Annotated in this window: 18 protein-coding genes; 4 read left to right on the top strand and 14 right to left on the bottom strand. The window is 73.3% G+C overall.

The window, feature by feature from the left end; all coding sequences use genetic code 11:
• Window positions 1-40: 40 nt before the first annotated feature.
• The gene (locus tag BLR33_RS17715) at window positions 41-1,165 is read left to right on the top strand and encodes a M48 family metallopeptidase (RefSeq protein ID WP_093785450.1); all 1,125 of its coding nucleotides are present in this window, start codon (window positions 41-43) and stop codon (window positions 1,163-1,165) included.
• Here the strand turns inward: BLR33_RS17715 and BLR33_RS17710 are convergent.
• The 6 genes from BLR33_RS17710 to galE all read right to left on the bottom strand — a co-directional run bounded on the left by BLR33_RS17710 (window position 1,089) and on the right by galE (window position 7,525).
• Complete coding sequence (locus BLR33_RS17710) at window positions 1,089-2,438, bottom strand: SCO2583 family membrane protein (protein ID WP_093785449.1); 1,350 nt, start codon at window positions 2,436-2,438, stop codon at window positions 1,089-1,091. The genes BLR33_RS17715 and BLR33_RS17710 overlap by 77 nt on opposite strands.
• A 64-nt stretch (window positions 2,439-2,502) precedes the next feature.
• The gene (locus BLR33_RS17705; RefSeq protein ID WP_093785448.1) at window positions 2,503-2,922 is read right to left on the bottom strand and encodes an SCO2583/SCO2584 N-terminal domain-containing protein; all 420 of its coding nucleotides are present in this window, start codon (window positions 2,920-2,922) and stop codon (window positions 2,503-2,505) included.
• 125 nt (window positions 2,923-3,047) lie between these two features.
• Window positions 3,048-4,346, bottom strand: coding sequence for a glutamate-5-semialdehyde dehydrogenase (locus tag BLR33_RS17700; protein WP_093785447.1), 1,299 nt, complete (start codon window positions 4,344-4,346; stop codon window positions 3,048-3,050).
• Between the two features lie 275 nt (window positions 4,347-4,621).
• Window positions 4,622-5,188, bottom strand: a complete 567-nt coding sequence (locus tag BLR33_RS17695) for a hypothetical protein (protein ID WP_093785446.1) — start codon at window positions 5,186-5,188, stop codon at window positions 4,622-4,624.
• 144 nt (window positions 5,189-5,332) lie between these two features.
• Window positions 5,333-6,433 carry a glutamate 5-kinase gene (gene proB, locus BLR33_RS17690; protein ID WP_093785571.1) on the bottom strand — a complete coding sequence of 367 codons (1,101 nt, stop codon included), beginning with the start codon at window positions 6,431-6,433 and terminating at the stop codon, window positions 5,333-5,335.
• A gap of 123 nt (window positions 6,434-6,556) precedes the next feature.
• Window positions 6,557-7,525 carry a UDP-glucose 4-epimerase GalE gene (gene galE, locus BLR33_RS17685; RefSeq protein WP_093785445.1) on the bottom strand — a complete coding sequence of 323 codons (969 nt, stop codon included), beginning with the start codon at window positions 7,523-7,525 and terminating at the stop codon, window positions 6,557-6,559.
• Window positions 7,526-7,885: 360 nt separating this feature from the next.
• Between galE and BLR33_RS17680 the strand changes: the two genes are divergently transcribed.
• The 3 genes from BLR33_RS17680 to rfbC all read left to right on the top strand — a co-directional run bounded on the left by BLR33_RS17680 (window position 7,886) and on the right by rfbC (window position 12,826).
• Window positions 7,886-9,652, top strand: a complete 1,767-nt coding sequence (locus BLR33_RS17680) for an FG-GAP repeat domain-containing protein (protein ID WP_093785444.1) — start codon at window positions 7,886-7,888, stop codon at window positions 9,650-9,652.
• A gap of 351 nt (window positions 9,653-10,003) precedes the next feature.
• Window positions 10,004-12,079, top strand: a complete 2,076-nt coding sequence (locus BLR33_RS17675) for a glycosyltransferase family 2 protein (RefSeq protein ID WP_093785443.1) — start codon at window positions 10,004-10,006, stop codon at window positions 12,077-12,079.
• A gap of 144 nt (window positions 12,080-12,223) precedes the next feature.
• Entirely contained in the window at window positions 12,224-12,826 is a 603-nt protein-coding gene (gene rfbC / locus BLR33_RS17670; protein ID WP_093785442.1) for a dTDP-4-dehydrorhamnose 3,5-epimerase, read from the top strand.
• A gap of 11 nt (window positions 12,827-12,837) precedes the next feature.
• Here rfbC and BLR33_RS17665 read toward each other — a convergent pair whose 3' ends face one another.
• From BLR33_RS17665 to BLR33_RS17630, 8 genes are read right to left on the bottom strand one after another with little or no spacing between them, the layout of a single operon-like run.
• A complete protein-coding gene (locus BLR33_RS17665; protein ID WP_093785441.1) occupies window positions 12,838-14,565 on the bottom strand; it encodes a DUF6020 family protein in 1,728 nt (575 codons plus the stop codon).
• The gene (locus BLR33_RS17660) at window positions 14,562-15,494 is read right to left on the bottom strand and encodes a glycosyltransferase family 2 protein (protein WP_245771474.1); all 933 of its coding nucleotides are present in this window, start codon (window positions 15,492-15,494) and stop codon (window positions 14,562-14,564) included. The genes BLR33_RS17665 and BLR33_RS17660 overlap by 4 nt, the downstream gene beginning before the upstream one ends.
• A complete protein-coding gene (locus BLR33_RS17655; protein WP_093785440.1) occupies window positions 15,491-15,865 on the bottom strand; it encodes a DUF2304 domain-containing protein in 375 nt (124 codons plus the stop codon). Before BLR33_RS17655 ends, BLR33_RS17660 begins: the two co-directional genes overlap by 4 nt.
• 5 nt (window positions 15,866-15,870) lie before the next feature.
• Window positions 15,871-16,590 (bottom strand): glycosyltransferase family 2 protein, encoded by a 720-nt coding sequence (locus BLR33_RS17650; RefSeq protein ID WP_093785439.1) that lies wholly within the window; start codon window positions 16,588-16,590, stop codon window positions 15,871-15,873.
• Between the two features lie 21 nt (window positions 16,591-16,611).
• Window positions 16,612-17,955, bottom strand: coding sequence for a polysaccharide biosynthesis protein (locus tag BLR33_RS17645; protein WP_093785438.1), 1,344 nt, complete (start codon window positions 17,953-17,955; stop codon window positions 16,612-16,614).
• A gap of 40 nt (window positions 17,956-17,995) precedes the next feature.
• Entirely contained in the window at window positions 17,996-18,892 is an 897-nt protein-coding gene (gene rfbD, locus BLR33_RS17640) for a dTDP-4-dehydrorhamnose reductase (protein WP_265737041.1), read from the bottom strand.
• Complete coding sequence (gene rfbB, locus BLR33_RS17635; RefSeq protein WP_093785437.1) at window positions 18,889-19,872, bottom strand: dTDP-glucose 4,6-dehydratase; 984 nt, start codon at window positions 19,870-19,872, stop codon at window positions 18,889-18,891. The genes rfbD and rfbB overlap by 4 nt, the downstream gene beginning before the upstream one ends.
• Window positions 19,869-20,936, bottom strand: coding sequence for a glucose-1-phosphate thymidylyltransferase (locus BLR33_RS17630; protein ID WP_093785436.1), 1,068 nt, complete (start codon window positions 20,934-20,936; stop codon window positions 19,869-19,871). The genes rfbB and BLR33_RS17630 overlap by 4 nt, the downstream gene beginning before the upstream one ends.
• Window positions 20,937-20,984: the final 48 nt, after the last annotated feature.

Raw genomic sequence — 20,984 nt, 5'->3', positions numbered from 1 at the left:
AGTCTTGTGAACCGTTTGGCTACCAGGGGGTTGGGCCGGTATGTCCGAGTCGAAGAAGGCCAAGAAGGACGGACCCGGCGGAAAGGGCGGGGGCGGCGAGAAGCTGCCCGGCCGCAGGCGGCAGCGTTTCCCCGACATCTCGTCACGGGCGTACGAGCACCCGGCCGACAAGTCCGCCCTGGTCGCCCTGCGCAAACTCAGCGGATTCGACACGGTCTTCAAGGCGCTCAGCGGCCTGGTGCCCGAGCGCAGCCTGCGGCTGCTGTTCCTGTCCGACTCGGTCCGGGTGAGCGACGAGCAGTTCGCCCATCTCAACGCCATGCTGCGGGACGCCTGTTACATCCTGGACCTGGAGAAGGTCCCGGCGATGTACGTCACGCAGGACCCGCAGCCCAACGCGATGTGCATCGGCATGGACGCGCCGATCATCGTGATCACCACCGGCCTGGTGGAGCTGCTGGACGAGGAGGAGATGCGCGCGGTCGTCGGCCACGAGGTGGGCCACGCCCTGTCCGGCCACTCCGTGTACCGGACGATACTGCTCTTCCTCACCAACCTCGCCCTGCGCGTGGCCTGGATCCCGCTGGGGAACGTGGCGGTGCTCGCCCTGGTCACGGCCCTGCGCGAGTGGTTCCGCAAGTCGGAGCTGTCCGCGGACCGGGCCGGGCTGCTCGTCGGCCAGGACCTGCAGGCGTCGATGCGCGGCCTGATGAAGCTCGCCGGCGGCAACCACCTGCACGAGATGAACGTGGACTCCTTCCTGAAGCAGGCCGACGAGTACGAGGCCGCCGGCGACCTGCGCGACTCCGTGCTGAAGATCCTCAACGTGCTGCCGCGCAGCCACCCGTTCGCCACCGTGCGCGCCGCCGAGCTGCGCCGCTGGGCCGCGTCGAGGGAGTACCAGCGGCTGCTCGACGGCCACTACCCCAAGCGCACCGAGGACAAGGACACCTCGGTCTACGACACCTTCAGGGAGTCGGCGAACCACTACGCCGACACGGTGAAGCAGAGCAAGGACCCGCTGCTGGGCCTCATCCGCGACCTGGGCAACGGCGCGGGCGACCTCGGCGGGAAGTTGCGCGACCGCTTCACCGGCTCGGGATCGGCGTCGGGACCGGAGTCGGGGCCCGGTACCGCAGGGCCCGAGCCGGAGCCCGGGGTGTAGCTCCGGCGCTCTGCGCGCCCGCGGGGGCCGTCGCCTCGTACGGTCCGCCGGCCGCGAGGGCGGGCCGGACGGCGGACGGCTGCGCGGCGGTGTCGGCGGTCGTGACGGCCGCGGTGGTCGTGGCCGTCTGCTGCGGCGCCCCGGCCGGCGGGGCGGAGGAGCCGGTGGCCGGTGTCGTGGCCGTGGACGTGCCGGTCGGGGTGCCGGTCGGCTGCGGTGTCCCCTCGGCGAGCGTGCTCAGCGGCGCGCAGACCGCGTCCGCGGAGTGCGCCCGGTCGTACGGGTCGGTGCCGAGGACCGGCGCGGCGCGGCCGCCGGCGAGGATCGGGCGGAAGTAGCCGTCCACACTGGTGGAGCAGGACAGCGGTCCGGCCTGCACGCGGGCCTCCACCAGCTCGATGTGGCTCTCGCGCAGGTCCGCGTGGTCGAAGTGGAAACGCATCTGGCGGCGCACGGTGAACAGCGACGTCCCGGTGTCGGCGGTCCCGGCGCCGTGCACGGCGTAGACGAAGGTGTGGTCGGAGTCGATCTCCAGCTGGTTGCCGCTGGCCATGGAGGTGAAGGCGCCGCTGACCCGGATGCCGCCGTGGGCGAGCTCCACGGAGTCGGCCGGGTCGAAGCGGACCAGCCAGCCGGTGACCTCGTGGCTGCCGTCGGCGTCGGGCCGGCCGAGGGCGGTGTCGAACTGGTCGAGCTGGCCGGGGTCGATCAGGTCGCGCACCGGGCCCACATCGCCGTAGAGCACCGTCGCGGGGTCGATGGAGGAGTCGGCCAGGTACTCCTTGGCGGTGTCCAGCGCCTTGGCGACCTCGGCCTGGTCGAAGCTGCCGACCGGGTGCGGCGCGGGCAGCTCCAGTCCGGCGGCGCCGGCCTTGTAGCCGGCCGCGCGGGTGCCGGCGAAGGGCGAGCTCCGGCGGACGACGGGCACCCGCCCGTCGGGCACCAGCGCTATCACGGTGGACCGCAGCGGCGGCACGGCGGCGGGGCGGTGCGCCTTGTACGGGTGCCTGACACCCATGTAGACCGCGAAGCCGAAGGCCACGAAGATCAGCAGCAGCAGGGCGACGGCCTGCCGGGCCAGCCCGTGCGGCACCATGTGGCGGACCCTGACCGCGCGGGCCCCCTCGTCGAGCCGCTCCTGGGCGGAGAACTCCTGGATGCGGGCAGCCCGCACGAACGACTCGTCGAACACGACGGATCGGTACTCGTCGTCTCCTCCGCCGCCGGGCGCGCCCTCGGACGCGCCCTCGGGGGGGTCGCCATGCCCGCTCATATCACAAGGTTACGGCTCCGAGCGCGGGAATATACGCCCCGGTACCGGCCGACTTGACCCGTGGTCAGGGCAGCGGGCCGGTGGTGGCCGGGGCCATCCGGGGGGTCGCGGCCGGCGGGGTGGTGGCGGGGGCGTGCGGGGCGCGGCCGCCGCCCGCACCGCGGTAGACGGCGGCGAAGGTCAGGGCGACCACCCCGATGCCCATCACCACCGCGAGCGCCCAGGCGACCGGCCGGTGCCATCGGGTGCTGCTGCCGCGGTAGGGGTGGCCGGCGGTGTAGAGGTCGTCGGAGGCGAGGACGGAGTCCTCCTCCAGCTCGGGGACGGCGGCCCCGCTTCTGTGCCGCGCGAGGAGGCCGGGCGGCAGCGCCGGGCCTTCCATGACGGCAAGCATCCGCTCCCGGGCCGTGGGCTCGTGGAACAGGGCTGACCGTACGAAATCTTCGTCGAGGACTACGGAGGCGAACTCGTCATCGTCCGGCATCTGTTCAGGGTAAGCCGGGAGGACGCCTTTTGGGCAGGGGATCCGGTGCTGCCTTGGTCACCCGTCCGGCCCCTTCTGCCCGTCCTGCCCCAGGGGACAGAATGGGCACAAGAGGACGGTCCGGATCAGCGGATGTGGCCGTCGCCGGTGACGATGTACTTGGTCGAGGTCAGCTCCGGCAGGCCCATGGGGCCGCGGGCGTGCAGCTTCTGGGTGGAGATGCCGATCTCGGCGCCGAAGCCGAACTGGCCGCCGTCGGTGAAGCGGGTGGAGGCGTTCACCATGACCGCCGCGGAGTCCACCAGCTGGGTGAAGCGGCGGGCGGCGGCCTGCGAGGTGGTGACGATCGCCTCGGTGTGCCCGGAGGACCACAGCCGGATGTGGGCGACAGCGGCGTCCAGGGAGTCCACCACGCCTGCGGCGATGTCGTAGGAGAGGTACTCGGTCTCCCAGTCCTCGGCGGTGGCGGGCACCACCGTGGCCTTGCTGCCGTGCTCCTCGGCGGCGGCCAGCACCTGCGGGTCGCCGTGCACGGTGACGCCCGCGTCGGCCAGCGCGCTCAGCGCGAGCGGCAGGAAGCGCTCGGCGATGTCGCGGTGGACGAGAAGGGTCTCGGCGGAGTTGCAGACGCTGGGGCGCTGGGCCTTGGAGTTGACCAGGATCTGCACGGCGGTGTCGAGGTCGGCCTCGGCGTCCACGTAGACATGGCAGTTGCCGGTGCCGGTCTCGATCACCGGCACGGTGGAGCCCTCCACCACGGTGCGGATCAGGGCCGCGCCGCCGCGCGGGATGAGCACGTCCACCTGGCCGCGGGCGCGCATCAGCTCGGTGACGGACTCGCGGCTCTCGCCGGGCACGAGCTGGACCGCGTCGGCGGGCAGGCCCGCGCCGCCGACCGCGTCGCGGATCACCGTGACCAGGGCGGTGTTGGAGGCGCGGGCGGAGGAGGAGCCGCGCAGCAGCACCGCGTTGCCCGACTTCAGGCACAGGGCGGCGGCGTCCACGGTGACGTTGGGCCGGGCCTCGTAGATGATGCCGACCACGCCGAGCGGCACCCGGACCTGCCGCAGGTCCAGGCCGTTGGGCAGGGTGGAGCCGCGCAGCACCTCGCCGACCGGGTCGGGCAGCGAGGCGACGTGCCGGACGTCGGCGGCGATGGCGGCGACGCGTTCGCGGGTCAGGGTGAGCCGGTCCACGATCGAGGCGCTGGTGCCGGCCTCCTTGGCGCGGGCCACGTCCTCGGCGTTGGCGGCGACGATCTCCTGGGTGCGCACGATCAGGGCGTCGGCGATCGCCTGGAGCGCGTCGTCCTTGGCCGCGCGCGGCAGCGGCGCCAGGTCGGCCGCAGCGGCGCGGGCCCGGTAGGCGGCGAGCAGCACGGGCGACTTCGGGAGCGGTGAGGGCAGGTCCGCGGGCAGGTCCATGGGGTGCAGGGTACCGGGCCGTGGCCCCCCGTACGGCGGGTACGGGCCAGGCGTCCCGCGCTTCGGACAGGCCCGGCCGGCGCCGGGCGGCGGCAACCGGCGGTGGCGGACAGCGCAGGACGGCGGGGGCCGTGCCGCGGATGTGCGGCCCGCCGGGATCACGGCCCGGCAGCACACGGGTGAAGCCACCGGTACGGCTCCGCCTGCCGCGGACGCCGCCTTGCCGAACCCGCCGCGCCCTGGCGAGCCCCGGCGTGCCCACGTCCGGGCAAGCGCTAGTACGGGTGCACGCCGATCGGGACCGCGGGGGGCGGGCCGTAGCCCTCGGCGAGGCGCTGGTGGTAGGTGGTGCGGTCGATGACCTCCAGGCCGACGATCTCCCAGGGCGGCAGCCTCGCGGTGGAGCGGTGCTCGCCCCACAGCCGCAGGGCCAGCGCGGCGGCGTCGTGCAGGTCGCGCGCCTCCTCCCAGTAGCGGATCTCGGCGTGGTCGACGGCGTAGCGGCTGGTGAGCAGGAAGGGGTGGTCGTGGGCGAGCTGCTCCAGGCCGCGGCGGACCTCGGCCAGCGGGGTGCGCGGCCCCGAGACGCTCAAGGTGACGTGCCACAGCCGGCTGGTCGGCCGCTCCTCGGGCGGCTGCAGGCGGGGGGTGCCGAGCCGGCGGCCCGCCTCGCCCGCGGGCCCGGCCGGCGCGGTGTCCCCGGCGGCCGCGGGGCCCTGCTCGCCGTGGTGGTCCTCGGTGTCCCGGTCGTCCGCGCCGGTGGCGGTGCCCGCGGTGTCCACGCTGACCAGCGTGCGCTCCGCGGTGCCCCTGGACGACGGCCCTGGGCGCCCTCGTTTCACCGGCGGCCTCCCTGTGGGTGACGGTCCGAGCGCCGCCCGCACCTGGTGTCGCGGGCGACTCCTCCGCATCACAGTTGACCAGGCTCGGCGGCCGGGCGGGGCGGTTTCCACGACTTTTCCGTGAGATCTGCTCCCCGTGAGCGTTCAGGGGTGCAGGAGTACGAGGTCGTCACGGTGAACCACCTCGCGTTCGTAGGCGGGCCCGAACTCCTGCGCGAGGTCGTGGGTGGAGCGGCCGAGCAGACGGGGCAGTTCGCGGGCGTCGAAGTTGACCAGTCCGCGGGCCACCGCGCGGCCCTGCTCGTCGAGCAGGTCCACCGGGTCCCCCGCGGTGAAGTCGCCCTCCACACCGGTCAGTCCGGCCGGCAGCAGGGAACTGCGGCGCTCGGTGACCGCGCGGACGGCGCCGGCGTCCAGCCGCAGCGAGCCGCGCGGGGTGGAGGCGTGGGCGAGCCAGAGCAGCCGGTCGGCCGAGCGCTTGCCGGTGCGGTGGAAGTGGGTGCCGATCGGGCGGCCGGCCAGGGCGTCGGCGGCGTGCACGGCGGAGGTGAGGACGACGGGCACGCCGGCGCCGGTGGCGATGCCGGCCGCCTCGACCTTGGTGACCATGCCGCCGGTGCCGACCCCGGCCCGCCCGGCGCTGCCGATGGAGATGCCCGCCAAGTCGTGCGGGCCGGCCACCTCGGCGATCAGGCGGGTGCCGGGGGTGCGCGGGTCGCCGTCGTAGAGGCCGTCCACGTCGGAGAGGAGCACCAGCAGGTCGGCGCGGACCAGGTGGGCGACGAGGGCGGCGAGGCGGTCGTTGTCGCCGAAGCGGATCTCGTCGGTGGCGACCGTGTCGTTCTCGTTGACCACCGGCAGGGCGCCCATGGAGAGCAGCTGGTCGAGGGTGCGGTAGGCGTTGCGGTAGTGGGTGCGGCGGCTGACGTCGTCGGAGGTGAGCAGCACCTGGCCGACGCGGATGCCGTAGCGGGCGAAGGAGGCGGTGTAGCGGGCGACGAGCAGGCCCTGGCCGACGCTGGCCGCGGCCTGCTGGCGGGCGAGGTCGCGGGGGCGGCGGTCCAGGCCGAGGGGGGCGAGCCCGGCGGCGATGGCGCCGGAGGAGACCAGCACCACCTCGCGGTCCTGGCGGGCCTTGGCCAGCACGTCGACCAGGGCGTCCACCCGGTCGGCGTCCAGGCCGCCGGCCGCCGTGGTCAGCGAGGACGAGCCGACCTTGACCACGATCCTGCGGGCGTCCACCACGTCCTGCCGTACCGCCGCTGCCACGTCTCCCCCAGTCCACTGGGCCGCCCCTGCGGGCGGTGCCGTCTGCCCCTGCGGCCGCCATGAGCCGCAGTGAGCCGCTGTGTGCCGCTGTGTGCCGCGTCACCCGGGGTTGCGTGCCTGCCAGCCCGCCCAGGCCGAGGCGACCATGTCCCGCACGCCGAAGCGGGCGGTCCAGCCCAGCTCCTTGGCGATGGCGTCGGCCGACGCCACCACCCGGGCCGGGTCGCCGGGGCGGCGCGGTGCCACCTCGGGTGCACGCCCAGTGTGGCCCGTCACCTCGCCGATGACGCCGATCATCTCGGCCACCGAGACGCCGGTGCCGGTGCCGATGTTGAGCACCAGGTTCGCGGCGGGGTCCTCGCGCAGCCGGCGGGCGGCGGCGACGTGCGCGGAGGCGATGTCCTCGACGTGCACGTAGTCGCGCACGCAGGTGCCGTCGGGGGTGGGGTAGTCGGCGCCGAAGATCTGCGGCGGCAGGCCCCGGACGAGCCGGCGGAAGACCATGGGCACGATGTTCGCCTCGCCGGTGTCGGCGAGTTCGGGGGTGGCGGCGCCGGCGACGTTGAAGTAGCGCAGGGCGGCGGTGGCCAGGCCGTGCGCCTGCCCGGCGGCGGCGACCAGCCACTCGCCGGCCAGCTTGGTCTGCCCGTAGGGGCTCATGGGGGCGCACGGCAGGTCCTCGGTGACCAGGTCCACGTCCACGGGACCGTAGACGGCGGCCGAGGAGGAGAAGAGGAACGCGCGCACCCCGGCGGCGACGGACGCCTCCAGCACGGTGCGCAGACCGCCCAGGTTCTCCCGGTAGTACGTCAGCGGGTCCGCGACGGACTCGGCGACCTGCTTCTTGGCGGCGATGTGGATCACCGTGTCGACGCCGTGGCCGCCCAGCACCCGGTCCAGCAGCGGCCGGTCGAGCACCGAGCCGCGCTCCAACGGGACACCGGCGGGCAGCCGGGCCGGGTCGCCGGTGCTGAGGTCGTCCAGTACGACGACACCCTCGCCCGCCGCCGCCAGGGCGCGCACGACATGCGAACCGATGTATCCGGCACCGCCGGTGACCAGCATCATCCGGCCACCCTAACAGGGGCGTTCCGGGTCTCCCGGGGACCGGCGAGCGGCCCGCGCACGGCCGGCGGGGATGGGGTGACGGGTCGGCGCGGGATGGGCGGGCGACCGGAAAAGGGCGCGCGATGAGTCGACAAAGTCACCGATCGTACGCCGGATGTTCACCGTTTTCACAGAAAACCCTTGCGCGTTGTTCGTGTGGCCGCATACTCGGAATCCGGTGCACCCGGGGGGGACATCAGCGTTCGAAGCGCTCCACGCGAGCCGCCCACGACACGGATTCCGGCGCTCTGGTGCCCGCCGCCGCCTACGCGCCGTGCGCGGGCGGCCCTTTCGAACCGCTGACACAAAAGGACTCAACCCGTGTCCCATACCTTCCGCCGCGCCGGCCGCCGCACGGCCGTCTGCGCGGCACTCGGCTGCGCGGGCCTGCTGGTCGTCGGCGCGCTGAGCGGCACCGCGGCCGCCGACGCGCCCGGTGTCCCCGGACAGGTCGCCCGTCCGGCGCCGTCCGCACCCGTACCGACCTTCACCATTCCCGGCCGCAGCGCGCACACCAAGAGCGCCCGGATCACCGGCAAGGCGGTCCCCAGGGACGCCGCCGCGACCGCCGCCCACCCCTCGGACTTCGACGGCGACGGCGCGGACGACCTCGTCTACCGCCTGTCCGGCGGCGACGTCCTGCTCTATCTCGGCGGCTCCACGTACTACGACGTGATCAGCTACGACACCTCCCAGGTCAAGGACCTGCTCACGCCCGGCGACCTGACCGGGGACGGCAAGCCGGACCTGCTCACCCTCACCGCGAGCGGCCAACTGCGCCTGCACAGCGGGGCGAACCCGCTGCAGGACAACGGGCTGGCCTCGTACACCACCATCGGCGCCAGCGGCTGGCAGCAGTACAGCAAGGTGATCGCGCCCGGCGACCTCAACGGCGACGGACGGCCCGACCTGCTCGCCCGCTCGACCGCCGGCCTGTTCTTCTACCCGGGCACCGGCGACGCGGCCAAGCCGTTCGGCGCCCGCGTGCAGATCGGCGGCGCCGGCTGGAACCAGTACAACCAGCTGGTCGGCGTGGGCGACTTCGACGGCGACGGCATCGGCGACGTGATCGCGCGCAACGCCGACGGCCTGTGGCTGTACTCCGGCAACGGCTCCGCGACCGCCGGCTTCAAGTCCAAGACGCAGATCGGCGGCACGGGCTGGGGCCAGTACAACCAGGTGATCGGCGGCGGCGACTACGACGCCAACGGCACGCACGACCTGCTGGCCCGCTCCTACGACGGCACCCTCTACTTCTACGAGGGCAACGGCAACGGGACGTTCGACCCCACCCGCCAGGAGATCGGCGCACCCTGGGGCGATGTCACGCAGTTCGCCGGCGGCGGCGCCAACCCCGCCTACGGCAAGAACGGGATCTTCGCCAACACCCCCGGCGGCGACCTGTACTACTACGACGGCACCGGCACCGGCACCCTGACCGCCAAGACCTCGATCGGCGGCGGCTGGGACCGCACCGCGGTGCGGCTGTACCACGTGTCCTCGCTGCGCGACGACGGCATCTCCGACCTGATCGGCCAGGGCCTTGCCGACGGCCACCTGTACAACTTCGGGGCCTACGCCGACGACGAGCTGGCCGGCGGCTCCACGGCGTACAACCTGCTCGTCGGTCCCGGCGACCTGAACGGCGACGGCAAGGGCGACCTGCTCGCCCGCAGCTCCGGCGGCCTGTACTTCTACGCCGGCAACGGCGACGGCAACTCGATGAAGAGCCGGGTGCAGGTCGGCGGCAGCGGCTGGAGCCAGTACAACTCCATCGTGGGCGCGGGCGACCTCAACGGCGACGGCCGGGCCGACATCGTGGCCCGCTCCTCGGCCGGCCTGTTCCTCTACACCGGCACCGGGAACGCCACCTCGCCGTTCGCGGCCCGCAAGCAGATCGGCGGGACCGGCTGGAGCCAGTACAACAAGCTGATCGCCCCCGGCGACATCAACGGCGACGGCGTCGCCGACCTGCTCGCCCGCAGCTCCAGCGGCCTGTTCTTCTACCCCGGCACCGGCACCGGCACCTTCGGGGCCCGGGTGCAGATCGGCGGCACGGGCTGGAGCCAGTACGCCGACCTGATCTGAGCGATCCGGCTTCATTCAACCGGATTCAAACGGATTCGGCCGGATCCGGCAGGGTTCAGCAGGGTTCAGCAGTTTCGCCCTGATCCCGGCCGGAGCCGGCACGATCCGATTCGGCACATCCCAGGCGTGCCGGGCGACCGCCCGGCACGCCTGTGCCACTGTGAGAGTGGTCACAATCCGCGGTTCGGTACAGCGAATGGGCCCCGCCGCTCGTCTGACCGCGGAGAAGCCCGGTGTACCCGCGGTGTACTCCGGGCCGCCGGACGGTGACGTCCGCCGGTCCCCGTAGAATTCCCCGGACGTACCAGCGGCCCAGAACACGAACGCTGCGAAAGGCGAGGCGGAACCAGGATGTCGGTCAAGGTCAGCGTCATCGTCCCGGTCTACAACCCCGGGAAGTACATAGAGCCATGCATCGAGTCCCTGCTGGGGCAGACACTGCCGGCGGAGGAACTCGAACTGCTCTTCGTGGACGACGGCTCGACCGACGACACGCCCGCCCGGCTGGACAAGCTGGCCGCCGAGCACCCGCAGGTGCGGGTGATCCACATCCCGAACTCCGGCTGGCCGGGCAAGCCGCGCAACATCGGCGTCGCCGAGGCCCGCGGCGAGTACGTGCACTTCGTCGACCAGGACGACTACATGGCCCCCGACGCCCTGCGGCGGCTGTGGGAGATGGGCCACCGCAACGGCTCGGACATCGTCTTCGGCAAGGTCGCCTCCAACTTCCGCGGGGTGCCGCACGGCGTCTTCCGCACCACCCGCGAGAAGTGCACCATCCACGACGCCCCGCTCGTGGACAGCCTCACCCCGCACAAGATGTTCCGCACCCAGTTCCTGCGCGAGAACAACATCGCCTACCCCGAGGGCAAGCGGCGGCTGGAGGACCAGCTGTACATGATGGAGACGTACTTCCCCGCGAAGGTCGTCTCCATCCTCGGCGACTACACCTGCTACTACTACTCCAAGCGGGACGACGGGAAGAACGCCGGCTCGGCGAAGATCATCCCCGAGGGGTACTACGGCAACCTGCGCGAGGTGCTCGACGTCGTCGTCGCCAACACCGAGCCCGGCACCTTCCGCGACGACCTGCTGCGCCGCTTCTACCGGGTGGAGATGCTCGGCCGGATCAGCGAGCCGGCGATGCTCAAGTACGAGCCCGGCTACCGCGACGAGATGATCGACGCGATCCGCGCGCTGGCCGCCGACCACGTCAACGACGGCGTGCACGACGGCCTGGGCGCCATCCTGCGGCTGCGCTCCACCCTGCTGCGCCGCGACGAGCGCGAGGGCCTGGTCGAGGTGGCCCGCCGCGCCTCCACCGTCAAGGGCGCCGCCCGCCTGGAGGACCTGCGCTGGGAGGACGGCCGGATCGCCATCACCGTCACCGCCCGCCTGGTGTGGGGCGAGGACAAGCGCCCGCTGGCGCTGCTGCGCCGCGACGGCCGCTACTACCTGCACCCGGACTTCCACCAGGGCCTGCTGCCGGACGGCGAGCTGGTCGACGTCACCGACGAACTCGACGGCTACCGGGCCGAGGTCAGCATCCGCGACCGGGAGACGGCCGTGGAGTGGCCGTGCCCGGCCGAGTTCGAGCACGCGGTGGAGGAGCTGCCCGCCGTCGCCGGCGGGCCGGAGGGCGAGGTCTGCGAGGTCGTCCTGCGCGGCAAGGGCTACCTCGACCCGAAGAAGGTCAAGGGCCGCGACGCGCTCGCCAAGGGCATGTGGGACGTGTGGGTGCCGGTGCGCGGCCTGGGCATGGTCCGCAAGGCCCGGCTCGGCGCCGACCGCGCCCCCGGCGTGGACGACGCCTGCCTGCCCGCGCTCCTCGGCTCCCCCGCCCAGCTGACCGTCCCGTACTTCACCAACCCGCACGGCAACCTCAGCCTGGATGTCGGCCGGCGCGGCAAGAAGCTCGGCGACGCGCTCGCCGGCCGCGAGGTGCTGCGGATGCCCGGCGACAGCCTGGAGCTGGAGCTGGCCGCGGTCTCGCACCCCGGCACCGCCCGCTCCCGCGCCTGGCTGGTGCTGCGCGGCACCGGTCCCGACGCGGCGTTCGCCGGCCTGCCGGCCACCCTGGAGCCGGTCGGCGGGCGGGTGCACCTGCGCCCGGCCGAGGCCAAGGACGCCGGTACGCCCTTCACCGGGCTGCGGGCCGGCGTCTGGCAGCTGTCGGCGCGGCTGGACGGCGCCACGTCCGGGCCCGAGCTGAAGATCGGCGAGGTCCGGGTGGACGAGCGCGGCCGGCTGCACCCGACCGACGGCCTCGCCACCGTGGACCCGGCCACCGCCCGCGAGGCCACCGCCCAGCGCCGCCAGTCGGCCAAGCGCAGCGCGCTGAGCCGGATCGGCGGCCCGGTGATGCGCCGGCTCAAGCCCGACGCCCGCAAGCGGCTGCGCCGGCTCGCCACCCGGCTGGGCGCCTGACGCACCGGCGGGGCCGGCCGGACGGGCGGTGCGCGAGCACCACGCCCTCCGGCCGGCCCCGCCCACGTACACCCCCGCCGGCATGGAAGCGGGGGCCCCTCTTCCTTCCTCCGCCCCACCCGCAGCAAGCAAGGACGTGATCGCATGCGGCAGCTGGACATCTCCGGCGCCTTCGTGCACGAGCCCAAGGTCTTCCCCGACAGCCGGGGCAGCTTCCACGAGTGGTTCAAGGCCGGGGACTTCCAGGAGTCGGTCGGCCACAAGCTCGACCTGGTGCAGGCCAACTGCTCGGTCTCCAGCCGCGGCACCCTGCGCGGGGTGCACTTCGCCGACGTGCCGCCCAGCCAGGCCAAGTACGTCAAGTGCGTGCGCGGCGCCGTCCTGGACGTGATCGTCGACATCCGGGTCGGCTCACCGACCTTCGGCGCCTGGGAGGGCGTGCGGCTGGACGACGAGCAGCACCACGCGGTCTACCTCGCCGAGGGCCTGGGCCACGCCTTCATGGCGCTCACCGACGACGCCACGGTGGTCTACCTCTGCTCGCAGGGCTACGCGCCCGAGCGCGAGCACGGCATCAACCCGCTCGACCCCGCGCTCGGCATCGCCTGGCCGGAGGGCATCGAGCCGCTGCTGTCGCCCAAGGACGCGGCCGCCCCGACCCTCGCCGAGGCGCAGGCGCACGGCCTGCTGCCCTCGTACGCGGACTGCCTCGCCTACTACGACACCCTGCGCGGCCTGTCGCAGTAACCGCCCAGCCCTCAGGCGCGCCTGCGCAGGCGCGCCCACGGCCGCCGCGCCCCGCCGCCCTCCCCGGGCGGACGGGGCGCGGCGGTCTTCTGCTTCGGGGCGGGGCGCTGCCAGTGCGGGTCGCGGCGGCCGAGCAGGGCGAGGGCGGGCAGGGTCAGGGCGCCGAGGAAGAGCGAGGCGCTCATGTAGCGCCACAGCGGCGAGGGGTTGGCGGCGATCACGGTGAGCTGCAGGGCGATGGGCAGGGCCGCCAGGGCGAGCAGTTCGTAGCGGCGGCGGCGCGCCAGGAGGGCGATCACCACCAGGTAGCCGAGGTAGGTCCAGTTGCCGCCGCGCCACAGGAACGGCTGGCGGTCGGGCGCCTGGGTCCACACGTACGCCCGGGTGGCCACGTGGTCCAGCTTGTAGGACAGCGGGGAGTCGCGCAGGGTCCGGCCGTAGGGCAGCTGGTTCGCCGAGGACAGGCCGAAGCTGGCCCAGCTCTTCAGCGTGGAGTGGTTCGAGGGCGCGTACAGGCCGGTGTGGCCGGTGAAGGACCAGGCGATGTCGGCGCGGCACAGCCGGGCGTCGATGATGAGCGAGGGGGTGCGGCGCAGGATGCGGAACCACAGGTCGAGCAGCTGGCTGTTCTCCCGGCCGGCCTTCAGCCGGTTCATCGGCTTGTGCATGATCGGGTCGGCGACGTGGCAGTCGCCGCCCGGGCCGCGCCAGTGGGACAGCGGGGCGATGCCGGCCATCAGCTTCAGGTCGGCGGGGGTGAAGGTGTCGGGGCGGCGGGAGTAGGCGACGCCGATGTCGGCGTAGTTGAAGGCGTAGACCTCGTCGGCGCGGGGCTGCTGGACGCCGAGTGCGGGGTAGACCGCGTTGTTGAGCAGCAGGGTGACGGCCAGGGCGGCGCCGGTGGCCAGCGCCGTCCAGCGGCGCATGCCGGGCAGCAGCAGCACCAGCAGCACACCGGCGGCGATGATCACCGGGAAGCCGTTGTTGCGGAACAGCCCGATGCCCAGGCAGCCCACGCCGAGGACGGCGACCTGGCGGGCGAAGGAGCGGTCCCGGGTGCGCTCGGCGCCGTGCAGGCGGCGGGCGGTCAGCTGCAGCACCGCGCCGAAGGCGACGAGGGCGGCGATGGTGAAGGCGACGTCCTTCCACACGAACACCGTGAAGGACCCGGTCATGGGCGCCGCGGCGACGAGGGCGGCCAGCGGCGCGCTCCAGCGGCCGCGCACCCCCAGGTCCCGCAGCCCGACGCAGACGTAGGCGAGGGCCACCGCCATGAACACCGTCTGCGCCAGGGTGAGGGCCGCGACGCCGCCGGTGATCTCGACCGACAGCCACAGCAGGCCGTCGTAGGCGACGGAGTGGTCCGAGCGCCAGTGCGAGGTGGTGACCTCGTAGAGGTAGGTGAGGCTGTCGCCGGTGATGCGGCCGGGGTGGAAGGCGGCCCACCAGCCGAGCAGCAGCAGTTGGCAGGCCGCGTAGACGGCCAGCGGCATCCGCCAGGGGACGGGGACGCGCCTGGGCGACCAGGAGCGGACGGCCCGCCAGTGGCGCCGCAGGGCCGGCTCGGGTGCGGCGGGCCCGGACGTCGGGGCGGCAGGCCGCCCCGACGGGGGTGCCGCCTGGGGTGGCGCCGGGGGCGCGGGCGCTCCCGCGGGCCCGTTCAGCGGGTTCCCGGCGGCCGGGCGCCCGGTGCGGCTGCGCAAGGGGCGGGGTTCGTGCGGCTCGAACGGCTCGGTCATCGGGTGGCCGCCTCCACCGGCCGGGGGAGGCGGTGGGAGCGGGCGACGACGTGCCCGGCCAGGGCCCGGGCGGCGCCCCATTCGCGGTGGCGCAGCGCACCGGGCACCATGGCCAGCGCGTGCAGCCGCACCGACAGGTGGCGGCGGGCGGTACGGGCGGCCCGGTGCCAGCCCAGGGCGTCGAAGTCGGCGGCGAGTTCGAGCAGCAGGGCGCGGGTCTCGTCGAACCGGGAACCGCTGGCCGCCTGGGCGGAGGACTCGCTGCCGCGGTGCCGCCGGTAGTCGAAGCAGACCTCGGCGTCGGTGACCATCTCCTCGCCGCGCAGCAGTAGTTCGGCCATGAGCGCCAGGTCCTGCACCACGGTGAGGTCGGTGCGGAAGCCGACCTCCTTGAGCACGTCCGAGCGCCAGCACATCGCCGGGAAGTAGACCCAGTTGCCGCGCAGCAGGGACACCGCCAGGTCCTCCCCGCCGAGCCGGGCGCGGCCGCTGCGGGGTGCCGTGGAGTACAGGTGCCGCTTGGCGGTGTCGACCAGGGTGCGGGCGGGCCGCCCGTCGGCGTCCACCACCCGCACCCCCGGCTGGTACATGGCGGCGCCCGGTTCGGCGGCGCGGGCCGCCTTGAGCGTGGCGACGTAGCCGGGGCGCATCAGGTCGTCGCAGCCCATCAGCACCGTGTAGGGGTGGTCGACCAGTTCGGTGCAGCGCAGGAAGTTGCCGGTGACGCCGAGGTTGTGCTCGTTGCGGAAGTAGCGCACCCGGTCGTCGCCGAGGGCGGCGAACCACTCCGGCACGCCCGGCTCGCGGCCGTCGTCCACCACGGTCAGCCGCCAGTCGGGGTCGCTCTGGGCGAGGACGCTGCGGACGGCGCCGCGCATCAGGTCGGGGTCGCCGTAGTAGGGCAGCATGATGTCGAGCGTGTCGGTCACGGGGTGCGGTCGCCTTCCACGGCAGCCAGCGGCCGTTCGGGGTCGGGGCGCTGGGCCGTGCGCAGGGCGGTGTCCCGGGCGAGTTCGGTCAGCCGCCGCTCCATGACCCGGAAGCGCAGGTAGGTGTTGAGGGCCAGCATGGTGACGCCGACCACGAGCAGGTAGAGCACGAGGTCGGTGCCGCGGCCGACGCCCACCCAGTGGGCGACCTTCGTGGTGTCGCCGGGCCGCAGCACGGCGTAGGCGTTGGCCACGCAGAAGGCGAGGAAGGCCAGCCGCTTCCAGGCCCGGGTGCGGGCGGTGTTCCAGTGCCGGACGAAGACGAAGATCAGCACCGCCACGGCGGCCAGCAGGAGAAACTGGATCAGCACCGGTGTCAGCCCTTCTTGTTGGTGAAGGACAGGTCGAAGAGGATGTTGACGCCGTTCATCAGCGACTGGCCCTTCGTCCGGGAGTAGTCCGTGTAGCGGATCGTCACCGGTGCCTCGGCGACCCTCAGTCCGGAGCGGGCGAGGAAGCCGGTGATCTCCGAGGCGTGCGCCATGCCGTTCATGGTGATGTGCAGCCGGGAGGCCGCCTTGCGGTTGAACAGCCGCAGCCCGTTGTGCGCGTCGGAGAGCTTCAGCCGCCGGGCGGTGGGGCTGACGGCGGCGGCGGTGCGCAGCACGATCCGCTTCTGCCAGGGGACTTCGCCCTCCGGGCCGAGGAAGCGGGAGCCGAGTACCACGTCGGCGGAGCGCTGGCCGGCCAGGTCGAGCATGGCGAGCACGTCGTCGACCCGGTGCTGCCCGTCGGCGTCGAAGGTGACGAAGCGTTCGGCGCCGGGCTGGGCGAGCGCGTAGCGCAGCCCGGTCTCCAGGGCCGCGCCCTGGCCGAGGTTGACGGGGTGCCGCAGCAGGTGGGCGCGGGTGGCGGCGATGCGCTCGGCCGAGCCGTCGCTGCTGCCGTCGTCCACACAGACCACGTTGGGGAAGGTGCGCAGCACCTCCGTGACCACCCCGCCGATGACAGGAGCCTCGTTGTACACGGGGATGATGATCCACACGTCCCGGTACGCGCGCCTTCGCCCGAGGGCCGGCGTGGCGGTGACCACCATGACAGCGCACCCTTCCGTCGTCTACTCAACCGATTGCCGATGCTTCCCGGGGTTCACCCCCTGTATGGCATCCGTCCAACCAGCTTGACGGGACATACGGCGCACAGGTTGCAGACTGGCGGTGCACATCACCCGCATGGTGAGCATCAGTACGGTAACGGCGGCGCCGGCGGTGTACGCGATCTCGACCCGGTCGCGGATCGGCAGCGGGCTCAGCGTCACGCCGACCAGCACCGCGGTGCCCACCACCCAGGCCAGCAACTGGCCGCTGTGGCCGCCGATCGCCTGCAGCGCCTGGCCCAGCACCATGGCGATCATGTAGCACAGGGTGCCGGCCGACAGCCACGCGAAGTCGCTCCAGCCGAGCAGGGCCGGCGTGCCGAACAGCCGGGGCACCAGCCAGGGCCCGAACGCCACCGCGACCGCGCCGCCACTGCCGCCCAGCAGCGCGGTGAACGCCGAGGTGCGCAGCAGCAGCTGGCGGTAGGCGGCCCGGTCGCCCGCGGCGACGGCGGTGGACAGCCCGCGCAGCAGCGACGCCTGCAGCGAGCCGAAGACGAAGAGCGGCACCCGGGCGAGGACGACCGCGGAGAGCAGGGCGGTGACAAAGGCGGTGTCGTGCGGCGCCAGCAGCTTCACGCTGATCACCGAGATGTTCACCAGCAGTTGCGCGAGCAGCGTGGCGGGGATCAGCGCCAGCAGCCCGGCCCGCAGCACCGACCAGCGCAGCACCGGGCCGCCGGGCAGCGGGCGGGCGGCCCGCAGCACCCAGGGCGCGGTGGCGGCCACCGAGACCAAGGTGGGCACGGTCAGCACGGCGGCGAACGGCAGGGCCTGCCGGGTGTGGGCGGCGGCCAGGACCACCGAGAGCACCACCCGCAGCACGCCGTCCACGGCAAGTTGGGAGCCGTAGGCGGCGAAGTGGCCGGTGCCGGCGAGCACCCCGCGGGTGACATAGGCCAGCGCGAGGGCGGCGAAGGCCGCGCACAGGGCGCCCACCAGGGCGGTGTCCCCGTCGAAGAGCCGCCCGGCGACGGCGTGGGCGAAGACCGCGAGCGGCACGCACACCGCGGCCAGCAGCACCAGCGCCGCCACGGCGGCCCGGCGCAGCACCGGGGCGACGGGCCTGCCCGCCACCACTCGGGCGGCGACCAGCCTCGTCACCTCCTGCTCGACCGGGAAGAACAGGCCGAGCCCGACCGAGAAGACCAGCGTCCACAGCACGGACACCCCGGCCATCCGGTCGGAGGGCAGCGCCCGCCCGGCGGCGGCGAGTTGGATGTAGCTGGCCAGGCCGAGCACCACCGTGCCCGCGCCCACCAGCGAGGTGCCGGGCGGCAGCAGCGCTGCGGCCCGGCGGAGCACCCCCAGAGGTCCTCTGCCGCCCCCCGCGGTGCCCGCGGCCTCAGCCACGCTCGGCTGCCACCAGGGCGGGGAACGCCTCGGCCAGGGCCTCCCGCCAGTCGCGGATCGGCTCGATGCCGGCCTGCTGCCAGCGGTCGTGGCCCAGCACGCTGTAGGCGGGGCGCGGCGCGGGCCGCTTGAACGCCTCGCTGGTGGTGGGCCGCACCCGCTCGGGGTCGGCGCCCAGCAGGCGGAAGATCTCCCGGGTGAAGCCGAACCAGGTGGTCTCGCCCGCGCTGGTGCCGTGGTAGACGCCGGGCGGCGCGGTGCCGTCGAGGGCGCCGACGCCGAGCCGGACCAGCCGGTCGGCGAGGTCCGCGGTCCAGGTGGGCTGGCCGCGCTGGTCGTCCACCACGTCGAGGGTGTCCTTCACGCCCTCCAGTTTGATCATCGTGCGCACGAAGTTGCCGCGTCCCGCGCCGTAGAGCCACGCGGTCCGCACCACATGGCCGTCGGCGGGCAGCGTCTGGAGGACGGCCTGCTCGCCGGCGAGCTTGGTGCGGCCGTAGGCGCTGCGGGGCGCGGTGGCCGCGTCCTCGGCGTACGGCTGCTCGGCGTCGCCGCCGAAGACGTAGTCGGTGGAGACGTGCAGCAGCTTGGCGCCGTGCTTGGCGCACGCCTCGGCGAGGTGCCGGGGGCCGTCGCCGTTGAGCCGCGCGGCCTCGGCCTCGTGCTCCTCGGCGTCGTCCACGGCCGTCCAAGCCGCGCAGTTGACGACCACGACCGGCTGGTACTCGGCGACGGCGGCGGCCACCGCCTCGGCGTCGGTGATGTCCAGGGCGGCGCTGCCCAGGCCCACCACCGCGGTGTTGGGCTCGGTGCGCAGCCGGACCAGCAGGTCCTGGCCGAGCATGCCGGCCGCGCCGGTGACCAGCCAGGTCGCGTGGGGCGGTTTCACAGTGCGGCGCGCTCCTTCAGCGGCTCCCACCAGGCCCGGTTCTCCCGGTACCAGGCGACGGTCTCGGCCAGGCCCGTGGCGAAGTCCTTGCGCGGAGCGTAGCCCAGCTCGGTGCTGATCTTGGTGCAGTCCACCGAGTAGCGGCGGTCGTGGCCCTTGCGGTCCTGGACGTGGTCGACCATGTCCCAGCCGGCGCCGCACGCCTCCAGCAGCAGCGCGGTCAGCTCCTTGTTGGACAGCTCGGTGCCGCCGCCGATGTTGTAGACCTCGCCCGGACGGCCCTTGGTGCGCACCAGGTCGATGCCCTGGACGTGGTCGTCGATGTGCAGCCAGTCCCGGACGTTGCCGCCGTCGCCGTAGAGCGGGACGTGCTTGCCGTCCAGCAGGTTGGTGATGAACAGCGGGATGACCTTCTCCGGGAAGTGGTGGTGCCCGTAGTTGTTGGAGCACCGGGTCACCCGCACGTCCAGGCCGTGGGTGCGGAAGTACGACAGCGCGATCAGGTCGCTGGACGCCTTGGACGCCGAGTAGGGCGAGTTGGGCTGCAGCGGGTCGGTCTCCGGCCAGGAGCCCTCGTCGATCGAGCCGTACACCTCGTCGGTGGAGATGTGCACGAAGGTGCGAAGGCCCGTGCGCAGCGCGGCGTCCAGCAGGGTCTGGGTACCGGCCACGTTGGTCCGGACGAACTCGGTGGCGCCCAGGATGGACCGGTCGACGTGCGACTCGGCGGCGAAGTGCACCACCTGGTCGTGCTCGGCGAGCAGCTTGCCGACCAGGTCGGCGTCGCAGATGTCGCCCTGCACGAAGCGGAATCCGGGGTGCGCGCGCACCTCGTCGAGGTTCGCCGGGTTGCCCGCGTAGGTGAGCTTGTCCAGCACGGTGATCTCGACGTCGCCGGGACCGGTGGGGCCCAGCAGCGTGCGTACGTAGTGGGAGCCGATGAAGCCGGCTCCCCCGGTCACCAGTATGCGGTCGGTCATGACGAGATCTGCACCTTGCTGTGATCGCCGAGCACCAGGCGGTGCGCGGCCGGGTTGCGGGGGGCGGGGGTCACCTCGACGTTGCGCCCGATGAGGGAGGCTTCCACACGCCGGACGCCGGTGAGCGAGGAGCCGCGCAGCACTATCGAGTACTCGATCTCCGTGTCGGCGATCCGGCACTCCTCCGAGACGGAGGTGTACGGGCCGACGTAGGAGTCGGTCACCTCGGAGTCGGCGCCGATGATGACCGGGCCGACGATCCGGCTGCCGGTGACCTTCGCGCCGGGCTCGATCCGGACCCGGCCGATGATCTCGCTCTCGGCGTCCACCTGGCCGTCGATCTGCGGCTCGATGGTGTCCAGCACCGACCGGTTGACCTCCAGCATGTCGGTGACGTTGCCGGTGTCCTTCCAGTAGCCGGAGATCGTGGTGGAGCGCACGTCGCGCTGCTGGTCGATCAGCCACTGGATGGCGTGGGTGATCTCCAACTCGCCGCGCCAGGACGGCTCGATGGAGCGCACCGCCTCGTGCACGGCGGGCGTGAAGAGGTAGACGCCGACCAGCGCGAGGTCGCTCTTGGGCTGCTTGGGCTTCTCCTCCAGGCTGCGCACCCGGCCCTGGTCGTCGAGTTCCGCGACGCCGAAGGAGGTCGGGTTCGGCACCTTGGTGAGCAGGATCTGCGCGTCCGGCCGCTCGGCGCGGAACTCCTCGACGAGACCGGTGATGCCGCCGACGATGAAGTTGTCGCCGAGGTACATCACGAAGTCGTCCTCGCCGAGGAAGTCCCGGGCGATGAGCACCGCGTGGGCGAGGCCGAGCGGGGCCTCCTGCTCGATGTAGGTCACCTGGATGCCGAGCGCCGAGCCGTCGCCGACCGCGGCGCGGATCTCGTCGGCGGTGTCGCCGACGATGATGCCGACCTCGGTGATGCCGGCGTCGGCGATGGCCTCCAGGCCGTAGAAGAGCACCGGTTTGTTGGCCACCGGCACCAGTTGCTTGGCCGAGGTGTGGGTGATCGGGCGCAAGCGGGTGCCCGCTCCCCCGGAGAGCACTAGTGCTTTCACGTCAGTCGTCCCATGCTGTGGGTGGTGGGGGCGGTCACTGCGGGCGGC

The sequence above is a fragment of the Actinacidiphila guanduensis genome, from assembly GCF_900103985.1.
Classification (GTDB): domain Bacteria; phylum Actinomycetota; class Actinomycetes; order Streptomycetales; family Streptomycetaceae; genus Actinacidiphila; species Actinacidiphila guanduensis.
Note: the sequence above shows the minus strand (reverse complement) of the source record. Positions and strands in the feature narration are given on the sequence as shown.

Coding starts and splice junctions, on each gene's coding strand:
- BLR33_RS17715 (WP_093785450.1), top strand. CDS start 41: ATGTCCGAGTCGAAGAAGGCCAAGAAGGACGGACCCGGCGGAAAGGGC.
- BLR33_RS17710 (WP_093785449.1), bottom strand. CDS start 2,438: ATGAGCGGGCATGGCGACCCCCCCGAGGGCGCGTCCGAGGGCGCGCCC.
- BLR33_RS17705 (WP_093785448.1), bottom strand. CDS start 2,922: ATGCCGGACGATGACGAGTTCGCCTCCGTAGTCCTCGACGAAGATTTC.
- BLR33_RS17700 (WP_093785447.1), bottom strand. CDS start 4,346: ATGGACCTGCCCGCGGACCTGCCCTCACCGCTCCCGAAGTCGCCCGTG.
- galE (WP_093785445.1), bottom strand. CDS start 7,525: ATGATGCTGGTCACCGGCGGTGCCGGATACATCGGTTCGCATGTCGTG.
- BLR33_RS17675 (WP_093785443.1), top strand. CDS start 10,004: ATGTCGGTCAAGGTCAGCGTCATCGTCCCGGTCTACAACCCCGGGAAG.
- rfbC (WP_093785442.1), top strand. CDS start 12,224: ATGCGGCAGCTGGACATCTCCGGCGCCTTCGTGCACGAGCCCAAGGTC.
- BLR33_RS17665 (WP_093785441.1), bottom strand. CDS start 14,565: ATGACCGAGCCGTTCGAGCCGCACGAACCCCGCCCCTTGCGCAGCCGC.
- BLR33_RS17650 (WP_093785439.1), bottom strand. CDS start 16,590: ATGGTGGTCACCGCCACGCCGGCCCTCGGGCGAAGGCGCGCGTACCGG.
- rfbB (WP_093785437.1), bottom strand. CDS start 19,872: ATGACCGACCGCATACTGGTGACCGGGGGAGCCGGCTTCATCGGCTCC.